Genomic DNA, 16,821 nt, shown 5'->3' with positions numbered 1-16,821 from the left:
GGCTAAATATTAAGTACATTTTCATACAAATTATCATTAATGATAGCTACTAACTAGTTGTTTGCTAGATGTTATAGTAGTAGTCTGTTTTTTCTGGGTGTGATTTTTGATAATTTGCTCCACAGCATTTCTGTAGGTTTGGGAAAACTTTTCTTTGGTATGATTTGCTCTTGCATATTCCCATGACTGACGAGACATCAGCTTTAGGTCTTTAGCAGACAAATTGGCAATACTTCTGACTTTCGCATTATTGTATTACCTCATGCAGAGGAGCCAGTGTGTTGTACGGAAAACACCTGGCACAGAGAAATAGTCTATAGTTATCTGGAAGCTGTACCGCCAACAGTCATCATTCTCAACAAAGGCCAATTTAAATCTTTCTCGGAGATTTCAGTCACATCTAGAGGCCAATCAATGTTAAAGAATGGGTCGTCATAGCGTAAACCTCTTTCATATCCTGGGGTGTAAAATTCACCCACTTGATATACAACTTCAGTCTCATCGGTGAGTGCTTGATAGCCATGAGCAAACATTTCTGGAACATATAAAGCGCGGCGATTTTCTGGGGTTAGCTCTACACCAATGTGTGATAAAAAGCTAGGAGATTCAGGACGCATATCAATAATTACGTCGTAGATTGCGCCTTTAGTACAGCGAATTAATTTTGTTTCTGCTGCTGGTAGAATTTGATAGTGCATTCCCCGAATAGTGCCTTTTTTGCAATTAAAAGACAGGTTACATTGGGCAACTGTTGGCTTTAATCCGTGTGCTTCAAATTCTTGAGCGCAGAAAGACCGAGCGAAAAAACCACGGTGATCTGGCTTTTCTTCTAAATCAATGATGAATGCGTCTTTGAGTGCAGTTTGAGTGAAGATCATGAATGAATAACCTCGATAGGAAGATTGACGACAACAAAACTTAGCAAATTTGAAAACTTAACTTGTTATAAATCTCATCAAGAATAGTCTTGAGCGAATTTTTATATTAACAAGTAGCTTGCTTTGACTGAACTATATTGCGCTATTAATGACTGGTTCAATTAACTTTGGTTGAGGAAAAGTATTGTCTCGATATTGAGTACAAACTTCTGGACGATCGGGAGAAGTAGAAGTGTAGCACGAGAATAGAGTTAACCTATCTTCTGTGCGTAATGTACCGTGATGTATGGCTTTTTTGGGATCTACAATAATGACTGTTCCTGCTGATCCTGTACAAGATTTCCAAGCCTCTTTCGGGATAATCTCATTTAGTTCTTCATCTGTGATGCCTAAATGACCAGATTGCCAAAGCTTGTAGTAAGTACGGTAATAGTTTAATCTAAACAAAGAGGTTAAAGAGGCTGGAATATATTCAAAGGGACCGTGCTTTTCTTGCACATCATTTAAGTAAATAATAATTTTGATCATGCGGCGGTCTTCTGCATCTTTGTGCCATAGTTGTGTACCAAACTGATTTTTATTAGGAAAATCCTTGCGAAGATGTACACCATGAAAAATGATCGGTAGACCAATGTAGTTTTCAATGATGTTTAGGAGCCTTTTTTCGCTTCCCCAAGTAGCAAATTCAGGTAAATATGTAACTGTATAAACTTGGGGAAATTTTTCATTTGAATCGTCATTATTGACAGATTCCATTTGGGACGAATAACCATAAGCTGCCTTGAGCAATTCTGATGTTGAATCGAATCCCAATTCAGCCAGTGTGGTAATATGAATACCATCACATTTAAGATCGGCAAGAATTTTGCGATCGCCTTCTTCCAGTGCAGGCAAATTAGCAGCGTGTTTCAAAAGTGCTAATCTGTAAACTAACTCAGATCCCAGTGAAGATATTTTGCGTTTAATCTTGATCAGCATCGCATGACTACCTTTAATACGCTATCGGCTATTTTCTACTTGTTGCCTTAACTCTGCTCTGGGATAAGTATCATCCCAGTATTGGGTGCAGAGTTCTGGTCTTTCAGGAGGGTTGGCGGTGTAACAAAAGAATAGTGTTGAGCGTTCTTCTGTGCGGACTGTGCCGTGATGCAAAGTATTTTTCGCATCTATAATCAAGACAGTACCTGCTGGGCCTGGGCAGGATTTCCAAGCTGATTTGGGGATGACTGTTTTCACTTCTTCATCATCGATACCCCTATAGCCTGACTTCCAAAGTTTGTAGTAAAGCCGCATATAATTCCAACTAAATAAGGAAGTTAAAGAGCGGGGAATGTATTCAAAAGGCCCAGTTTTTTCTTCGACATCATTCAAGTGAACAAAGATTTTGATAATACGACGGTCTTCGGAATCGCCATGCCATAGTAGTGTACCAAACTGATGTTTGCTAGGGAAATCTTTACGTAAATGTACACCGTGAAAAGCAATAGGAAGACCAATATAATTTTCGATGAGATTGAGAAGTCTTTTCTCCATTCCCCACGCATAAAATTCTGGTAAACCTGTAACTGTGTAAATTTGTGGCAACTTTTCATCTAGATGGTCGTTATTAGGATTTTCCATCTGAGACAATTGCTGGTAAGCAGCTTTGAGTAGTTCTGAGCTAGAGTTGAAGCCTAAATCTGCTAGTGTTGTGACACAAACACCGTCTTTTTTGAGAGCCTTCAGGATGTTGCGATCGCGCCCTTCCAATGCTGGCAGATTTCTGCTATACTTCCAACGAGCTACATAATATTGAAAGTCAGCAGATAGTGTATATATTTTGCGTTTAACTACATTAAACATATGGTAAATTATTTCTAGTTTCAATGTCAATTGATCGGTAATTTAGTAGCTTATGGCTTATAGCTCCGCATTTCTTGAGCAGGTATTTCAGTTGATTCTGCTAAACTAAAATCTTTAGAAACCATCACATCAAAAGCACATAAACTGACTAAAGCTAAAAATGGGACTACTGTCTTAATGGCAGACATAGGCCATCTTCTTAAAGCACCTAAGAAAACTTTCAAGTTGACTTCTTTACCGTTTTGCAAAAGCATCCGCCGACAAAACTGCTTAGAATATCCACTCTGCTCCAATTTCAAAATTACTTCGGGTATGTGTTTGTATTGCATTAACAGTGCAGATTTGGGTTCTTTCTGCCAATAACTCACACCCACAACACATTCCAAATAAGTCTCTTTCGTGACAATTACACGACCATTAGAAGCACAATACCCGGCTAAATATGCTAAAGATATCCAATTATTCTCAGCATCTTGCCAATTTTGTAGAGCGCGTTTCACTAAATCAGTGCGGTAGATTGTAGCAGTCAAAAAAATGACTGCACCGACACTTTTTGAGAAACAATGCTCAAATATAGCTTTACCATCACCATCACCATCTTCACTATCTATATCAAACCAGCGATTACCAAGAATTGTTGGTGGATGAACTGGTTCACCAGTAATTTGGTTTCGACCAGAAAAGTTGAGAAACAATAATGATAAATCTTCATATTGCTTCAGTTTGCTAATTACATAAGCAATGGCTTTATCTTGAATTGGGTCATCATCACCAATTGTCCAAACATATTTTGTTGTAGTAGAATTTAGGCAATACATAATATTTTTGACAACGCCTAAATTTTGAGGATTTTTATTTGATTTAAATGGGATACTGCTAAGTATTATTTGCCATTTTTTAATCACATCCTGAGTATTGTCTGTTGAACAATTATCAGAAACTAAAATTTCACAATCATCTTCAAAACCTTTGATAGCTTGAGCTAGCCATGCTAACTGTTTATCCAGCAATTCAGCACGATTATAAGTCGGTATAGCAATGGTCAGTAATTTATGCATGGGAAGAAATAGTAGTTAAGAAATTGATATATTAATGGTTACAGGCTAGTCTCTAGCTGTTTGGGTGGAAAAAGAATTGCCCAAGCTGATATACTTAACAAACGTAGGTAAGGAATAAATATCTTGATTGTCAAGAAAGGCCAACGTTTTAAAGCACCTAATAGGATTTTCAAGTCAGTTTTTTGATGGAAATTCTGCCAAATCATTTGCTGACAAAATTTATGAGGATATCCTACCTTTAGTAGTTTTATATAAACTTCAGGTATGTACGCATATCGCATTTTAAAGTTCCATGTTGGGTCAAGATCCAAAAGACTAGCGCCCATAGTACATTCTAAATAAGTGTCTTTAGTGACGATGACACTTCCATGAGCAGCACAAAATGCAGTCCAGTATGCTTGAGACGCCCAATTATTAGTAGCAGACGGCCATTTTTGTAAAGCGCGTTGCACTAGATTTGTGCGATAAATTGCTGCCGATATAAAAAGTACACCACCAAAATTTTCACTCAGATAACTTTGAAATACAGCTTTACCATCAACTCTTAGTTTGTCGTTATCACTATTTAACCAGCGTTCTACAACAAGTTTACCTGTTCGTTTTTGACGACCAGAAAAATTTAAAAACATTAGTGCTAAATCTGAATGTTTTTTTAGTGTTGTTAACACATAATCTAGGGTTCTCTCTTGAATTGGATCGTCATCACCAATTGTCCAAACATATTTACTATTTGGAGCTTTTAAGCAACAAGCAATATTACCCATGACCCCGATATTTTCATTATTCCTGTTTGAGGTAAATGTGACATTACTAAGAATTATCTGCCACTTTTTAATAACTTCTTGGGTATTATCTGTAGAACAATTATCAGAAATAAAGATTTCACACTCAGACTCAAACCCTTTAATGGATTTGGCTAACCAAGTAAGTTGTTTATCTAAAATTTGGGCACGATTGAATGTAGGAATTGCGATAGTCAGCAATTTATTCATATAGCGATTGATTTACCTTCTGCTTTAGCCTTCAAGAGAAAATTTAAGAGCTTATGCTTTGTTTCTTTGGTTTTTTATGTAAGTCTCTCTGCGATGCAGTCTAGCAGCAATCTCTTTAGCTTTCAGATGGCTAACTCGTTTACTAATGCTGAAATGAGTGCCATAAAATTTAACTCACTGATTGCAAATAATTTGATGGATGGAATAAGCCCGAATCAAATAGTGTTGATTCGGAAGCTTAGATTATTTTTCCATTGCTGCTAGATGACTTGAGCTACTTTTTATTCCAGAAGAAATCTTTGTCAATCTGCTCTGTCCGAATTAGATACTCTAGCTGTTTTAAGCGAGTAAATCCTCTAAACAAGAAAGTATCTTCAGCCATGTGTATTTGACTGAATAAATCAAATAGCTGCTGGGCACCAAGTCGGGCATTCCAATCACATTTAAATCCAGGTAGGATTGTGTTGATTTTCTCGAAGGATACGCGATAGCTGCGGTTATCTGCGCCGTTGTTACCAAAGGATAATTTACAATCGGGGAAAACATCAGCAATAATTTCTGCGATTTCTTTGACGCGATAGTTATTTGCTGTATCTCCCACGTTGAAGATTTGGTTATGTACAATGTCCCGTGGTGCTTCTAAGGTGCAAACTATTGCTTTGCAAATATCCAATGCGTGGACTAATGGCCGCCAAGGTGTGCCATCACTAATCATTTTGATTTCTTTGCTAGTCCATGCCAACCCTGCTAAGTTGTTTAAAACAATATCGAAGCGCATTCTGGGAGAAGCACCAAAGGCTGTCGCATTCCGCATAAAGGTGGGAGAGAAGTCATCGTCAGCGAGTGGTCTGACATCTCTTTCTACGAGAGTTTTACATTCTGCGTAGGCTGTTTGGGGATTAACTGGGGATTCTTCTGTGACATCACCTGCGGTAGCAACACCGTAGACACTGCACGAAGACATATATACGAAGCGACGCACACCCATAGCCTTAGCCAGACTAGCTAGACGAACTGAACCTACATGATTAATTTCGTAGGTAATATTAGGTGCTAATTGTCCGGCTGGGTCGTTGGAGAGTTCCGCCATGTGAACTATGGCTTCAATACCTTCTAAATCATCAGGGGTGATGTTGCGGATATCTTTGTTAAGGGTTTTAGGTGTCACTCCACTAGGATTGTACAGCCAACCAACTTTATAGAAACCAGTATCTAGACCAATAACTTCATGTCCTCGTTCGATTAACAGAGGCGGTAATAACGAACCTAGATAGCCTTCTGTTCCAGTTACTAATATTTTCATTGTGGTTAATTCCTTTGTATTGATGAGTTAAATTCTTCGTTTAGCTGGACGCATAGATGTACGCCCTAGAGTGTGTTGCATCTAGAAGGGAACCGCTATATTTTTCGTTTGTATGCAATAACTTGACCTCTCTCCAAACCTCTCTCCTGTTATGAGGTATGGTGTACACACAAGTCTGAAAGAGCTGATTAACCAAGGTTTTACCTTACCCTAACCCTCCCCGATGCATTGGGGAGCCACTGCGTTGGGCGGGCAATGCCCGACTTGTTCGCGCAGCGTCTCCCCTTGGGAGAAGCATGTGGCGGGAGGGAACTAGATTTCTTTTTTCCCCCCAATACATCAGGGGGATTAAGGGGGGTAATTTACACCGTAGCTTGTTATGAGAGAGGCTTGGAATCTTACTCCCTTTCCTTTCTAGGGAAGGGGTTGGGGGTTAAATCTCTATTTGACTCAACTCAGAAGCGCTATATATGACTTGGCTAACAGTCATTATGTAGTTACTAAAACCTTTGCAGGCTTACCCATTGGGTAGCAGCACTCTATAGCGGTTCTTAATTGATGCATGATATCTTTTTTCGGATAGGTGTCTTACCTTTCCCTTGTATTTCCAGGCAGGCAAAGATGCCCACTATACAAGATTCATCCCTTAATTCAGCAGTCCCGGAAATAACAACTATGATATCTATGCAGTTACTACACTATCTAGATGCGAAAGTTGAGGAATTTCTGCCACAAGCGCTTTGCCGATTTCTAGAGAAGATGTGGCAGCAGGAGAAGGAGCATTGCAAACATGAATGGAGTTTTGACCGGAAACAATCAAAAAGTCGTCTACAAGCTTGCCATCGTTCATTAAGGCTTGAGCACGGACTCCTGCATGGGTGGGAACTAAGTCTTCTGCTTGCACTTCGGGAATTAGTTTTTGTAAACTTCTGGTGAAGGCTGCTTTGCTAAAAGAACGAATGATTTCTTGGATGCCTTCATCAGCGTGTTTAGCTGCTAACTTCCAGAAACCGGGATAGGTGATGACTTCCAGAAAATCCCGTAAGTCAAAGTCGGTTTTTTTATAACCTTCGCGTTTGAGCGATAGAACCGCGTTTGGCCCTGCATGGACGCTACCATCAATCATCCGGGTAAAGTGGACACCCAGAAAGGGAAAATCTGGATTGGGAACTGGGTAAATTAGTGTTTTGACCAGATAGCGTTTTTCTGGGGTGAGTTCGTAGTATTCTCCCCGGAATGGGACAATTTTTGCTTGGGGTTCAACTTGACCTAGTTTGGCGGTGCGATCGCTATGCAATCCAGTACAATTAATTACAAAGCGGGTTTCAAAGCTACCTTTGTTTGTTTCCAGTACCTGATTTTTACCACTTGGAGAGATTTTCAGGACTTTTGTATTCAGGTGTAAATTTCCACCCTGCTGTCGAATTAGCTGGGCATATTTAAAACAAACTTGCTTGTAATTAACAATACCAGTTGAGGATACCCGAATTCCACCTACACATCTTACGTGAGGTTCAATTTCCTTGACTTCTTCGGGGCTGATTCTCTGGACTTCTATGCCATTGTTTAAGCCGCGTTGGTAGAGATTTTCTAAGCGTGATAGCTCTTGTTCTTCAGTTGCAACAATTACCTTACCACAAACTTCATGGTCAATTCCATGCTCTTGGCAGAATTCTACCATTGAACGAGAACCATCACGACAAAATTTAGCTTTGAAACTTCCTGGTTTGTAGTAAATACCAGAATGAATTACCCCGCTATTATTGCCAGTTTGATGAAATGCCCATTGGCTCTCTTTTTCTAGTACTAAAATCCGGGCATTGGGATAGCGTTTTCCTAAAGCTAACGCTGTTGAGAGTCCAACTATTCCCCCACCTATAATCGCAAAATCATACATTAGTATTATTGTCGCTAAGAGCCAGAGTAAATAAGTGTTTTTTGGAGTTACAATCTAGTACATTAAGACGGAAGCCAACATGCCATATTATAAAATATCAAAATAAAAGCCCAAAATAAAGTTATTTTGACTTTTGACTTTTGACTTCCGCCTAGCGGCTACCATACCTTCCAAGGAGCCTGATTGTTTTTCCACAGCCCTTCGAGATAGTTTTTATCACGTAAAGTATCCATCGGTTGCCAAAACCCATCATGTTTAAAAGCAGATAGCTGTTCCATATCAGCTAGCTTTTCTAATGGCTCTTGCTCCCATACCGTAGAGTCATCAGCAATTAAGTTGATTACTTCTGGTTCTAACACAAAATAACCACCATTAATCCAAGCTCCATCACCTTCCGGTTTTTCCCGAAAGCTGGTGATTTTGGTTTGCTCATATCCTAAAGAAATAGCACCAAAACGTCCGGCTGGTTGAACAGCGGCAAGTGTTCCTAAGCTATTTTGTTCTTTGTGAAACTTAATTAGCTCGGTGATATTAATATTACTGACACCATCGCCATAAGTAAAGCAAAAAGTCTCGTTACCAAGATGTTCGCTGATTCGCTTTAAGCGTCCGCCTGTCATTGTATTATCACCCGTATTTACTAAGGTGACACGCCAGGGTTCTGCATAACCTGAATGCACGTTCATCTGGTTAAAGCGCATGTCAAAGGTAACATCTGACATGTGTAAGAAGTAGTTAGCAAAATACTCTTTAATGATGTAACCTTTATAACCGCAACAAATGATGAAATCATTAATGCCGTGGGCAGAGTATGTTTTCATTATGTGCCAGAGAATTGGCTTACCACCAATCTCAACCATCGGCTTGGGTCTAATACTGGTTTCTTCACTGAGGCGTGTACCAAGACCTCCAGCCAAAATCACCGCTTTCATGCAATTACCTCGGAGATTTGTAGGGATATGATTATTTGACTTTTTCGAGATGAAGAGGATGCACTTCAAGGGAGCGAAATGTATTTCTGATTTCTGTTTCTCCGTCAATAATCTAACTGTAATTTCCGATGAAATTATAAAGGTAAGATAAATTAAAATCTTTTCTATATAAAAGCTCTATGAATATCTATAAATACATAAATAAATTACTCAATGAAATAAAAATGTTACCTACAAAATAACTAGGGTTAGCTGGCGCTACCCCTAGTCAGGATTGATTTTTTCAATCAAAACCAATAATATGCTAGTGACAAAACTTACTTGTTTCTAGTTAGTTTTTTCCAGGTTACTTGAGCCTTGGAATAAAGGGTCACATTTATTTTCGATGACTACACACATATTACTGAGTGCTTGTTGATAATTATCCATGTCATCTTGCTCAAGAAATATTTTGGCAGATGCCTGTATATCTTCGACAGCTTTTGTCTGGTTTTTGTTAGCTTCACTACCACCATATTGTGCCAGTTCATAGCGAACCATACCTCGTTTGAGATATGCTTTTGCTAGTTTAGGGCTTAGAGTTAATGCTTGGTTAAAGTCAGCGATCGCTTGATTATATTCTTGCTGATAATTGCTGCTATATTGAGCAATTTGATAATAGACAACACCCCGCTGGAAGTAAGCTTCGGCTTTGGAGACATTAAGTTTTATTGCCTGAGTAAAATCTGCGATCGCTTTTTTGTAAACTTGTTGAGATTCGCCGCTGTATTTAGCCATTTGGGCGCGGACAATCCCCCGTCTGACATAAGCTTCAATTTCATTATTATCCAGACCAATGGCTCGATTATAATCAGCGATCGCTAGATTATATTCTTTATCAGGATCGTTACTATATTCAGCGAGCATATAGCGGGCATTACCCCGATTTACCAGAGCTTTGATTTGATTGGGATTGATTTTCAGAGCTTGGCTATAATCTGTAACTGCTCCTTCATAGTCTTTCAGGTTATAGCGGGCATTGCCACGATTTATAATTGCTCTAGCATGTGTAGGTTCTTGTTCAATTGCTTGGCTAAAATTGACAATTGCTTTGTCATAGTCTCGCTCTTTGTAAGCAATATAACCTTCCTGATAGGAATCAGCAAAGCTGAGTTTATTATTTGTCTTAGGAGACTTGATTGTTTGTTGGGTGTAGGCATTTTGGGAAACCAACGGCTGAGTAAATTTAATCATTACGTCTGCATATCCCAATAAACCAAAACCCAGCAAGCAACAAATAATTGGGTACAACTTTGACTTTTTGGAAGGTTTATAATATGAACCGCTGGGAGTCATTGGCTGCCAGTAATTAGCTAGCTGCGGTGACATAGCTCGCTGGGGAAAATGCGGTGTCTGAGTGTAGCGTTTTCTCGCTTTGATTCGCGGTTGGAGATGTTCTCTAGCTTCTATAGCCCGATGTGATGGAAAGGGGTCACGTCCACCTAATCGCACGGTTCGTTCACACCACGGACAGCTACGCATGTGGTTATTGTAGCGATGCTGGGGATTTGTCGTGCAGGTAATTAGGGACTCTTCGGCTTCAGCGATGGCTGAGAGCCAAGTCTGGGCACTGGGGCGTAGTTGTGGGTTGTTATGACCCTCTTCAAAACAACGGACAAATAATTCCTGTAAGCTGGGATGGAGAATTTCCCAAGGGGGGGCAATGGGTGTCGGCAGGTAGGGTACGTAACGCTTTTCGCTGTAAGTGAAATGACCCGATGCAATGCGTGCTTCGTAGGGCGGTGGCTCAATTGCACCTTGAAAAATCCCCGAAAATGGGTGGGTGCCTTCCATTAAGAGTTGAAATACTAGCACCCCTAACCCAAATAAATCGTGAGAGATTTCGCGATCGTGCTGGGCAAAAGTTTTATTCTGTAGTTCTGGGGGAGTAAACTCTGGTTTACCTACTGGGCAGCGATAAACAACATTACTGTTTGGGTCGGTTACTTGGAAAGAGTCTGTGTCTATCAAAGTCACCAGTGCTGTATCACTGACGAGGATATTAGACTCGTTCACATCACCAATGCAATATCCACTAGCGTGCAAAGCGGCAAAAGCTGCCGCCAAGTTACGAGCCGTGCGGAGCAGGTACTGATAGTTGAATAGAGGGCAGTGTTGCCGACGGGTTCTGGGGTTGTAAAAGTCGATGATTGGACGCATCCCCTGAATCCGTGGCATCAAAAAACCCAGGATGCTATTTTTGCCATCTGCCGCCCGTAATAAATCCTCTGGCCAAGCGATAGAGATATGCCCTAAACTAGCTGTAGGGTTTTCTGGCGGGTTGGCAAGCATCGCTTGGAGTTTATCAGCATGGGCAGTGGTTGGCTTGTGGTAAATCTTCGCCACCAAGTCGTTATCGGATGGCACTGCATAAACGCAAGCTTCACCGCCACGTCCCAAACTGACATTGAGACTGAGGATTTCTTTTCTGAGGGAACAACGTAGTACCTGCATAATGAAATTACCGCTAACGGAAGTTATTGTAAGATGTGAAACCTGTAGAATTGCTCATGAGTCGTTGAATGCAGCTATAATGAGTGTTAAATCATCATCAGTGCGTTGCGTAATCCGCTCTGAGCGTAAAAATTTTACTAATTGCTCCTTTGCTTCTGTCTTATCCTCGGTATTGGCGACAAATTCAAACAGCGGAAAAAAGAATGGTTTGTGAGGTTCGCCAACAACCATATTCAAAGCCAGCATTTGTAATCCGTCGGTGATAATACCAACGTTTACTATGTCTGTGCGCCATAATCTCATCTGTGCTGTATCTAAGGCATTAGGCGAAGTTAAAAAAGTGGTTTCGTTGATGTATTCACCACTGTCAGGCATCGTCAGTGCTAACAGGTTGCCCATAGAATCTTTAGCCACTGCCAAACCATCACCTATCTGAACTACAGCTACAACTTCTGGTGTGGCAACCAGCATAATTAAGGTAGTTGCTAAATCTTGAGGCTGTTTGTCACAAGTAGCCGCCTCATCCTCTACAGCTTTTTTAGCAGCTAATATGGCATCATTTAAGAGCGATCGCACCAATGTATCATCAGTCAAACTTTTTTGGGTCAGCCCTTTGGTAGAAATGTTTTCTATTGCTGTCTCCACAGCAACCATCGCTCCCACTTTTCCAAGGCTAGCTGAACCCGCACCATCTGCTGCGGCCGCCACCAAAACATTATCTGACAATATCTGCCAGTGATGAGCATCCTGACATAATTGATTGTTTTTTAAGTGACTTGTACCACATACAGACGCAGCCACAATCCGCCATTGAGCAATCTGTTTTGATATGTTCATAAATTTTTTTCAAGCAGCTAGCTGTGTAAACATCAAGCTGCAATTGTTAATTAAACAGTCCCCCAACCAATCGGCGGTAGTGCTACCTGTTCGTCTACTTGTGAATGAGATACGGCCGACATACTAGTTGACAGCCAGACAAACATCTCGATAAAATTTAATCCTTTAAGCTTTAAGGGAGTACGTACAGTTATTTGATTTAAACGCGTCATATTAGCATTTTCTACGCCAACTGTAAAGAATGCTACCCGCTTGTTCGCCTCGTCTCCCTGTAGGCGCTGGGATGCTTGCTCAACCACTTGCTCTAACTCACCTTGCGGTTCTCCATCGGTAATCATAAATACCCAAGGACGATAGTAAGCAATCCCGTTGGCACGATACTGAGATTTACGCTCTTGAATTATGTCCAAAGCTTTATGAATTCCCGCACCCATTGTAGTCAAGCCTTGGGCTGTCAAAATAGGCGGATTGAATTGATCGGCAGTCACAAAATCTTGTAATACATTGATATTACTATCAAAAGTGACGATCGCCACTTCCACCCGTCTGGCGGCTAAGGAATTTTTGACTAATTCATCCTTTAAGCTTAGTAAACCTTGATTTAAAGCCTCAATCGGCTCTCCTTGCATCGATCCAGATGTGTCTAATAAAAGTACACAAGGACAACGTGGTTCTGGATTCTCAGCAAATTCTACTACTTCATCAAGTCTTAATGTATCATGCATAACTTTTTGTGTTATGTTAAAGTCCAAAGTTTTATTTCCCTTTGCTCAGAGTAGATAGTTTCAATCGCCGAGGCGACTACAGAATATAGTATCTATTGGTAGATGCTCTAATCTTTATTAAACAAATTATTTTCATGAAGTTCTCTATATATTTAAGATGAACTTGAGTACAGCTTAGTTTAGCAAAAAAGAGTTTATCAAAACCCAGCATTACCTGTTGTAATGTATCTACCAAAAAGTTATATCCATTAAACCTACAGTACAATAAATACGTAAACTTTCCTAGATAATTTTTTAAAGATTTTATGTAGAAGAATCGTTTCTTTAAGGAAAAGTAATTAACCATAATTAAGCTCGTTAACTCTAGAAGTATACCAGTGTAACTGCGCGAACTTGGAATCAAATTTGCCTCTTGAAGTGAGTGGGCATAAATAAACGTCATTATTAAGGTCTTCACTCAAGAGTTGTCAGTAGTTACTAAAATCCAGAATTAACCAACATCTACTGATAATCTAGCTATGATAGATGCTTACCTTTATTCATACCTACTTGTTGTTTGAGATAGATGAAGTAAAATGTGCCAAATGTAACAGACAACTTAGAAAACTTACAATTGTTAATATATGTACATATTTTCAAATAAATAATTTGTGGGTAGAAAAATATTACAAAGAAGAGAATACTTTATAGCTCATATTTTCAATCTACAAATATTCCGTTGTTGATTCCGCAAAAAACTTGAAAAATATGAATAACTCAGGTACATTCACCAAACTACGTCCTCTAAGTTTGTTAAGACAATTATCCAATTGTTCCGACAGTACTTGTTTACAAGTATTGAGTAACTCAGTTTCTTGGTCGATTTACTTAGAACAGGGCAAAATAACTTACGCTACCCATTCTGTGGAACCATTTGATCGACTAGAGCGCCATTTGCGACGCCTCAGCCAGCAAATTCCACTCCTTACTAATGAGGTTCGCATTCAAGTACGGCTGATGTTTGAACCTGACTCACACAGTCAGTTAAGCAAAGATGACAGTAATTCGAGAAGCCACCCTCCTGAGTATCAGGCTATATCCTGGCTTGTTAGTCAACAACATCTACATTCTACACAAGCAGGAGTGCTGGTTCAAGAATTAGTTAAAGAGGTAATTGAATCATTTTTGCTCATCAAAGAAGGTACTTATGAATTAACAGAACCACTTGATAGAATGCCAAAAATTTGCAGGCTAGGTGTAGAAAAAATTCTAGAGTATTGCCAAGTAAGATTACAGAATTGGCAGGCTTTTGTACCTAAAATTTCTTCTCTATATCAACGTCCATATCTGTTGATTAACAGCAAGTTTGATGACCAAGATTTACCAAATCTCCAGCCAGATTTAATTAACTGGATGAAGGGTTTTAGCCTGTATCATCTGGCTGTAATTTTGAATCAAGATGAAATTCAACTAGCTCGCAATTTATACCCTTACATCCTTAAGGGTGCGATTATCCTCCATGAACCAGATCCACCTTATGATAAATTACCAAAGCTTTTTGAGGAGCAATCGCTTTTCTCAAAATTGATTTCAGGGTTAGTTGACACCAAACAAGAACTAAGTAATACTGTCAATTCTTACCCAAATATTCCTGAAGAGAAAATAGTTCCTGTTCAGCGATTACCACAGATTTCTACTCCTTCAAAAGAAAACTTTCAGGAACCAACAATATCAAATAACATAAATTCTGCTTCCCAAAGAGTAACGGCTGCTACTGTAACGGGACAAAAAGTCCACAAAATCGTTTCTGTAGATGATAGTCCCACCATTCTTAAAGAAATTAGTTATTTCTTAGAAAATGAAAATTTTTCTGTAGTGACTATTAACGATCCAGTGAAAGCCGTTTTGTCAATTATAAGGCACAAACCGGATTTAATTTTGTTGGATTTAAACATGCTAGGAATTGATGGTTATGAGTTGTGCCGAATTATACGAAATAATTCACTATTTCAAAATACTCCTATTATCTTTGTCACTGGCAGTAAAGGAATTGTAGACAAAGTAAAAGCGAAATTAGTCGGGGCATCTGGCTATCTGACTAAACCGTTTACCCGTGCCGAATTGCTGAAAATAGTCTTTATGCATTTGACTTAAATTAACCACTCCAATGATTTGCGGTTAATTATTTTTTCTATACCTTACCCACTACATTTCAAAGAGTAATACTTCTGGGTTAATTACAGATTGAAATTCTTAAAATGCTAGAAGGTTGATTCTTGCGCCGCTCAATGAGAGCAATGTCAACTGCAAAGCTTAATCCAGAAGTATTGTACTCAAAATGTAATCAACTCAAGTTGGCAAAAAGGTCATTGCTACAATAGACAGGCTTACCGATGCAAAAACTGGCTCCTGTCTGCTACAAACTTTTAGGCTATGCTAGAGAAATCATAATTTGGGTTGATATAGCCTGGATTTGATATGGCGGATGTTGCAACGTTAGGACTGGTGACTAAATTGCTGATATCAGTTCCTATATCTTGGCTAGGCTTAGTACTACCTAGTGATATCAGTTGGCCACTAACAGGGAAATTCCAGCCTTCATTACCAATGAGTGTTTTGTCATCACCACTGGCTTCAATCCGGTTTCCAAGGAGATTGCTGTTAGTTACATTGGCAGTGTTGCCACTACCAAGAATGTCGTTTTTACTACCAGGTAATGTATTGGCATTACCAAGGATGTCGTTGTTATTGCCTAAGTTCCAGTTACCGTTACCGTTGGTTGTGTTCTCGTTACCAAAGCCCCAGTTACCATTACCTTCGGTTTTGCTGCTATCACCGTAGTTCCAGTTACCGTTACCGTTGGTTGTGTTACTGCTACCAAAATTCCAGTTACCATTACCGTCGGTTGCGTTGTTACTACCATATAGCCAGTTACCGTTACCTTGGCCACTGTTACCGATAGCATTTGCACCATCTAATTTTTGAATATCAGATATCCAGTTGTCGCTCTTATAAGGTACAGGTTGACCGTTGCCAGTTTCAGGTAGGTTGCTTCCACTTTCCTTGGAAGGCGGAGTGCTGCCAAATGGTAAGTTACCAGGGAGGTTGCTACCGCCACCAGATGCGTTACCACCAGATGCGCCACTACCAGTTAAGGGGTTGCTACCGCCACCAGATGCGCCACCACCAGCTAAGGGGTTGCTACCGCCACCAGATGCGCCACCACCAGTTAAGGGGTTGCTACCGCCAGCAGATGCGCCACCACTAGCAAAGGGGTTGCTACCATCACCTAACGCAGTAATATCACCGCCAACGACTCCGATGAGTTGATTGAACGGATTATTGGTATCAGTTAAAGCCCGCTCGTCAAGTGGTCGCTCGTAATTATATTTGTACTTTCCATCTTCACTGGTTGTGGATGAGTTACCACCACCGATGAAGGAAGCGAAAGTATTACTACCACTAGCAGCGCCACCAAAGCTACTGCCACTATCTAGACTGCTGCCATCGCTAGACTGCCATTTGCCATCACTGAAAGAAAAATTGCCATTACCAGTTGAATTGTTGCTAGTACTTTGTGACCCAGTGGTTTGATTGCTATTGCCAGAAGTTGCCATTAGAATTAAACTCCTATTACTCAAACTGAAATCCCTCTATCAAGAGGAAGATCAACGACATGAATGAAAGCATTTTTTTACTTTTATTTTCAATAAAAAATACTAATAAAAACAGCAATCACCACATTTAGTAAAACTATACAAAATCAGATTTACATTTAAAATGAACAAAATTTCGATTGTATTGCCGATTTTTTAGATTGGATTGTCTATTCTTTCGATCTTGTTGAGGTAGATTTCAAAAAAATGTCCGATAATCCTTATGGTG

General features: G+C 39.8%; 14 protein-coding genes. 1 reads left to right on the top strand and 13 read right to left on the bottom strand.

The window, feature by feature from the left end; all coding sequences use genetic code 11:
* Window positions 1-36: 36 nt before the first annotated feature.
* The 12 genes from HWQ40_RS22395 to HWQ40_RS22340 all read right to left on the bottom strand — a co-directional run bounded on the left by HWQ40_RS22395 (window position 37) and on the right by HWQ40_RS22340 (window position 12,957).
* A complete protein-coding gene (locus HWQ40_RS22395; RefSeq protein ID WP_292781958.1) occupies window positions 37-222 on the bottom strand; it encodes a hypothetical protein in 186 nt (61 codons plus the stop codon).
* A gap of 98 nt (window positions 223-320) precedes the next feature.
* Window positions 321-878: a dTDP-4-dehydrorhamnose 3,5-epimerase gene (rfbC, locus tag HWQ40_RS22390; RefSeq protein ID WP_292781956.1), complete on the bottom strand. Its 558-nt coding sequence runs from the start codon at window positions 876-878 to the stop codon at window positions 321-323.
* 132 nt (window positions 879-1,010) lie between these two features.
* Window positions 1,011-1,856 carry a phytanoyl-CoA dioxygenase family protein gene (locus tag HWQ40_RS22385; protein ID WP_292781953.1) on the bottom strand — a complete coding sequence of 282 codons (846 nt, stop codon included), beginning with the start codon at window positions 1,854-1,856 and terminating at the stop codon, window positions 1,011-1,013.
* Window positions 1,857-1,877: 21 nt separating this feature from the next.
* Window positions 1,878-2,720: a phytanoyl-CoA dioxygenase gene (locus tag HWQ40_RS22380; protein ID WP_292781951.1), complete on the bottom strand. Its 843-nt coding sequence runs from the start codon at window positions 2,718-2,720 to the stop codon at window positions 1,878-1,880.
* 50 nt (window positions 2,721-2,770) lie between these two features.
* Complete coding sequence (locus HWQ40_RS22375; protein ID WP_292781948.1) at window positions 2,771-3,778, bottom strand: glycosyltransferase family 2 protein; 1,008 nt, start codon at window positions 3,776-3,778, stop codon at window positions 2,771-2,773.
* Window positions 3,779-3,816: 38 nt separating this feature from the next.
* Entirely contained in the window at window positions 3,817-4,770 is a 954-nt protein-coding gene (locus HWQ40_RS22370; protein ID WP_292781945.1) for a glycosyltransferase family 2 protein, read from the bottom strand.
* Window positions 4,771-5,044: 274 nt separating this feature from the next.
* Entirely contained in the window at window positions 5,045-6,073 is a 1,029-nt protein-coding gene (locus HWQ40_RS22365) for an NAD(P)-dependent oxidoreductase (RefSeq protein ID WP_292781943.1), read from the bottom strand.
* 682 nt (window positions 6,074-6,755) lie between these two features.
* Window positions 6,756-7,970 carry an L-2-hydroxyglutarate oxidase gene (lhgO, locus tag HWQ40_RS22360; RefSeq protein ID WP_292781940.1) on the bottom strand — a complete coding sequence of 405 codons (1,215 nt, stop codon included), beginning with the start codon at window positions 7,968-7,970 and terminating at the stop codon, window positions 6,756-6,758.
* 158 nt (window positions 7,971-8,128) lie between these two features.
* A complete protein-coding gene (gene rfbF / locus HWQ40_RS22355; protein WP_292781938.1) occupies window positions 8,129-8,902 on the bottom strand; it encodes a glucose-1-phosphate cytidylyltransferase in 774 nt (257 codons plus the stop codon).
* A 327-nt stretch (window positions 8,903-9,229) separates the two neighbouring features.
* Window positions 9,230-11,395 (bottom strand): tetratricopeptide repeat protein, encoded by a 2,166-nt coding sequence (locus HWQ40_RS22350; protein ID WP_292781936.1) that lies wholly within the window; start codon window positions 11,393-11,395, stop codon window positions 9,230-9,232.
* 54 nt (window positions 11,396-11,449) lie between these two features.
* Window positions 11,450-12,232 (bottom strand): PP2C family serine/threonine-protein phosphatase, encoded by a 783-nt coding sequence (locus HWQ40_RS22345; RefSeq protein WP_292781935.1) that lies wholly within the window; start codon window positions 12,230-12,232, stop codon window positions 11,450-11,452.
* Window positions 12,233-12,282: 50 nt separating this feature from the next.
* Complete coding sequence (locus HWQ40_RS22340; RefSeq protein WP_292781933.1) at window positions 12,283-12,957, bottom strand: VWA domain-containing protein; 675 nt, start codon at window positions 12,955-12,957, stop codon at window positions 12,283-12,285.
* Between the two features lie 747 nt (window positions 12,958-13,704).
* Between HWQ40_RS22340 and HWQ40_RS22335 the strand changes: the two genes are divergently transcribed.
* Window positions 13,705-15,090, top strand: a complete 1,386-nt coding sequence (locus HWQ40_RS22335; RefSeq protein ID WP_292781931.1) for a response regulator — start codon at window positions 13,705-13,707, stop codon at window positions 15,088-15,090.
* Window positions 15,091-15,362: 272 nt separating this feature from the next.
* On the opposite strand, the gene HWQ40_RS22330 is transcribed toward HWQ40_RS22335, so the two are convergent.
* Window positions 15,363-16,553, bottom strand: coding sequence for a hypothetical protein (locus HWQ40_RS22330; protein WP_292781929.1), 1,191 nt, complete (start codon window positions 16,551-16,553; stop codon window positions 15,363-15,365).
* Between the last annotated feature and the right edge of the window lie 268 nt (window positions 16,554-16,821).

The sequence above is a fragment of the Nostoc sp. NMS9 genome, assembly GCF_017114995.1.
GTDB lineage: Bacteria > Cyanobacteriota > Cyanobacteriia > Cyanobacteriales > Nostocaceae > Nostoc.
Note: the sequence above shows the minus strand (reverse complement) of the source record. Positions and strands in the feature narration are given on the sequence as shown.

What these genes read in the sequence shown, in the direction of transcription:
- HWQ40_RS22365 (WP_292781943.1), bottom strand. Translation starts at nt 6,073, where the DNA reads ATGAAAATATTAGTAACTGGAACAGAAGGCTATCTAGGTTCGTTATTA.
- lhgO (WP_292781940.1), bottom strand. Translation starts at nt 7,970, where the DNA reads ATGTATGATTTTGCGATTATAGGTGGGGGAATAGTTGGACTCTCAACA.
- HWQ40_RS22330 (WP_292781929.1), bottom strand. Translation starts at nt 16,553, where the DNA reads ATGGCAACTTCTGGCAATAGCAATCAAACCACTGGGTCACAAAGTACT.
- HWQ40_RS22335 (WP_292781931.1), top strand. Translation starts at nt 13,705, where the DNA reads ATGAATAACTCAGGTACATTCACCAAACTACGTCCTCTAAGTTTGTTA.
- rfbC (WP_292781956.1), bottom strand. Translation starts at nt 878, where the DNA reads ATGATCTTCACTCAAACTGCACTCAAAGACGCATTCATCATTGATTTA.
- HWQ40_RS22350 (WP_292781936.1), bottom strand. Translation starts at nt 11,395, where the DNA reads ATGCAGGTACTACGTTGTTCCCTCAGAAAAGAAATCCTCAGTCTCAAT.
- rfbF (WP_292781938.1), bottom strand. Translation starts at nt 8,902, where the DNA reads ATGAAAGCGGTGATTTTGGCTGGAGGTCTTGGTACACGCCTCAGTGAA.
- HWQ40_RS22370 (WP_292781945.1), bottom strand. Translation starts at nt 4,770, where the DNA reads ATGAATAAATTGCTGACTATCGCAATTCCTACATTCAATCGTGCCCAA.
- HWQ40_RS22375 (WP_292781948.1), bottom strand. Translation starts at nt 3,778, where the DNA reads ATGCATAAATTACTGACCATTGCTATACCGACTTATAATCGTGCTGAA.
- HWQ40_RS22345 (WP_292781935.1), bottom strand. Translation starts at nt 12,232, where the DNA reads ATGAACATATCAAAACAGATTGCTCAATGGCGGATTGTGGCTGCGTCT.
- HWQ40_RS22340 (WP_292781933.1), bottom strand. Translation starts at nt 12,957, where the DNA reads ATGCATGATACATTAAGACTTGATGAAGTAGTAGAATTTGCTGAGAAT.
- HWQ40_RS22385 (WP_292781953.1), bottom strand. Translation starts at nt 1,856, where the DNA reads ATGCTGATCAAGATTAAACGCAAAATATCTTCACTGGGATCTGAGTTA.
- HWQ40_RS22380 (WP_292781951.1), bottom strand. Translation starts at nt 2,720, where the DNA reads ATGTTTAATGTAGTTAAACGCAAAATATATACACTATCTGCTGACTTT.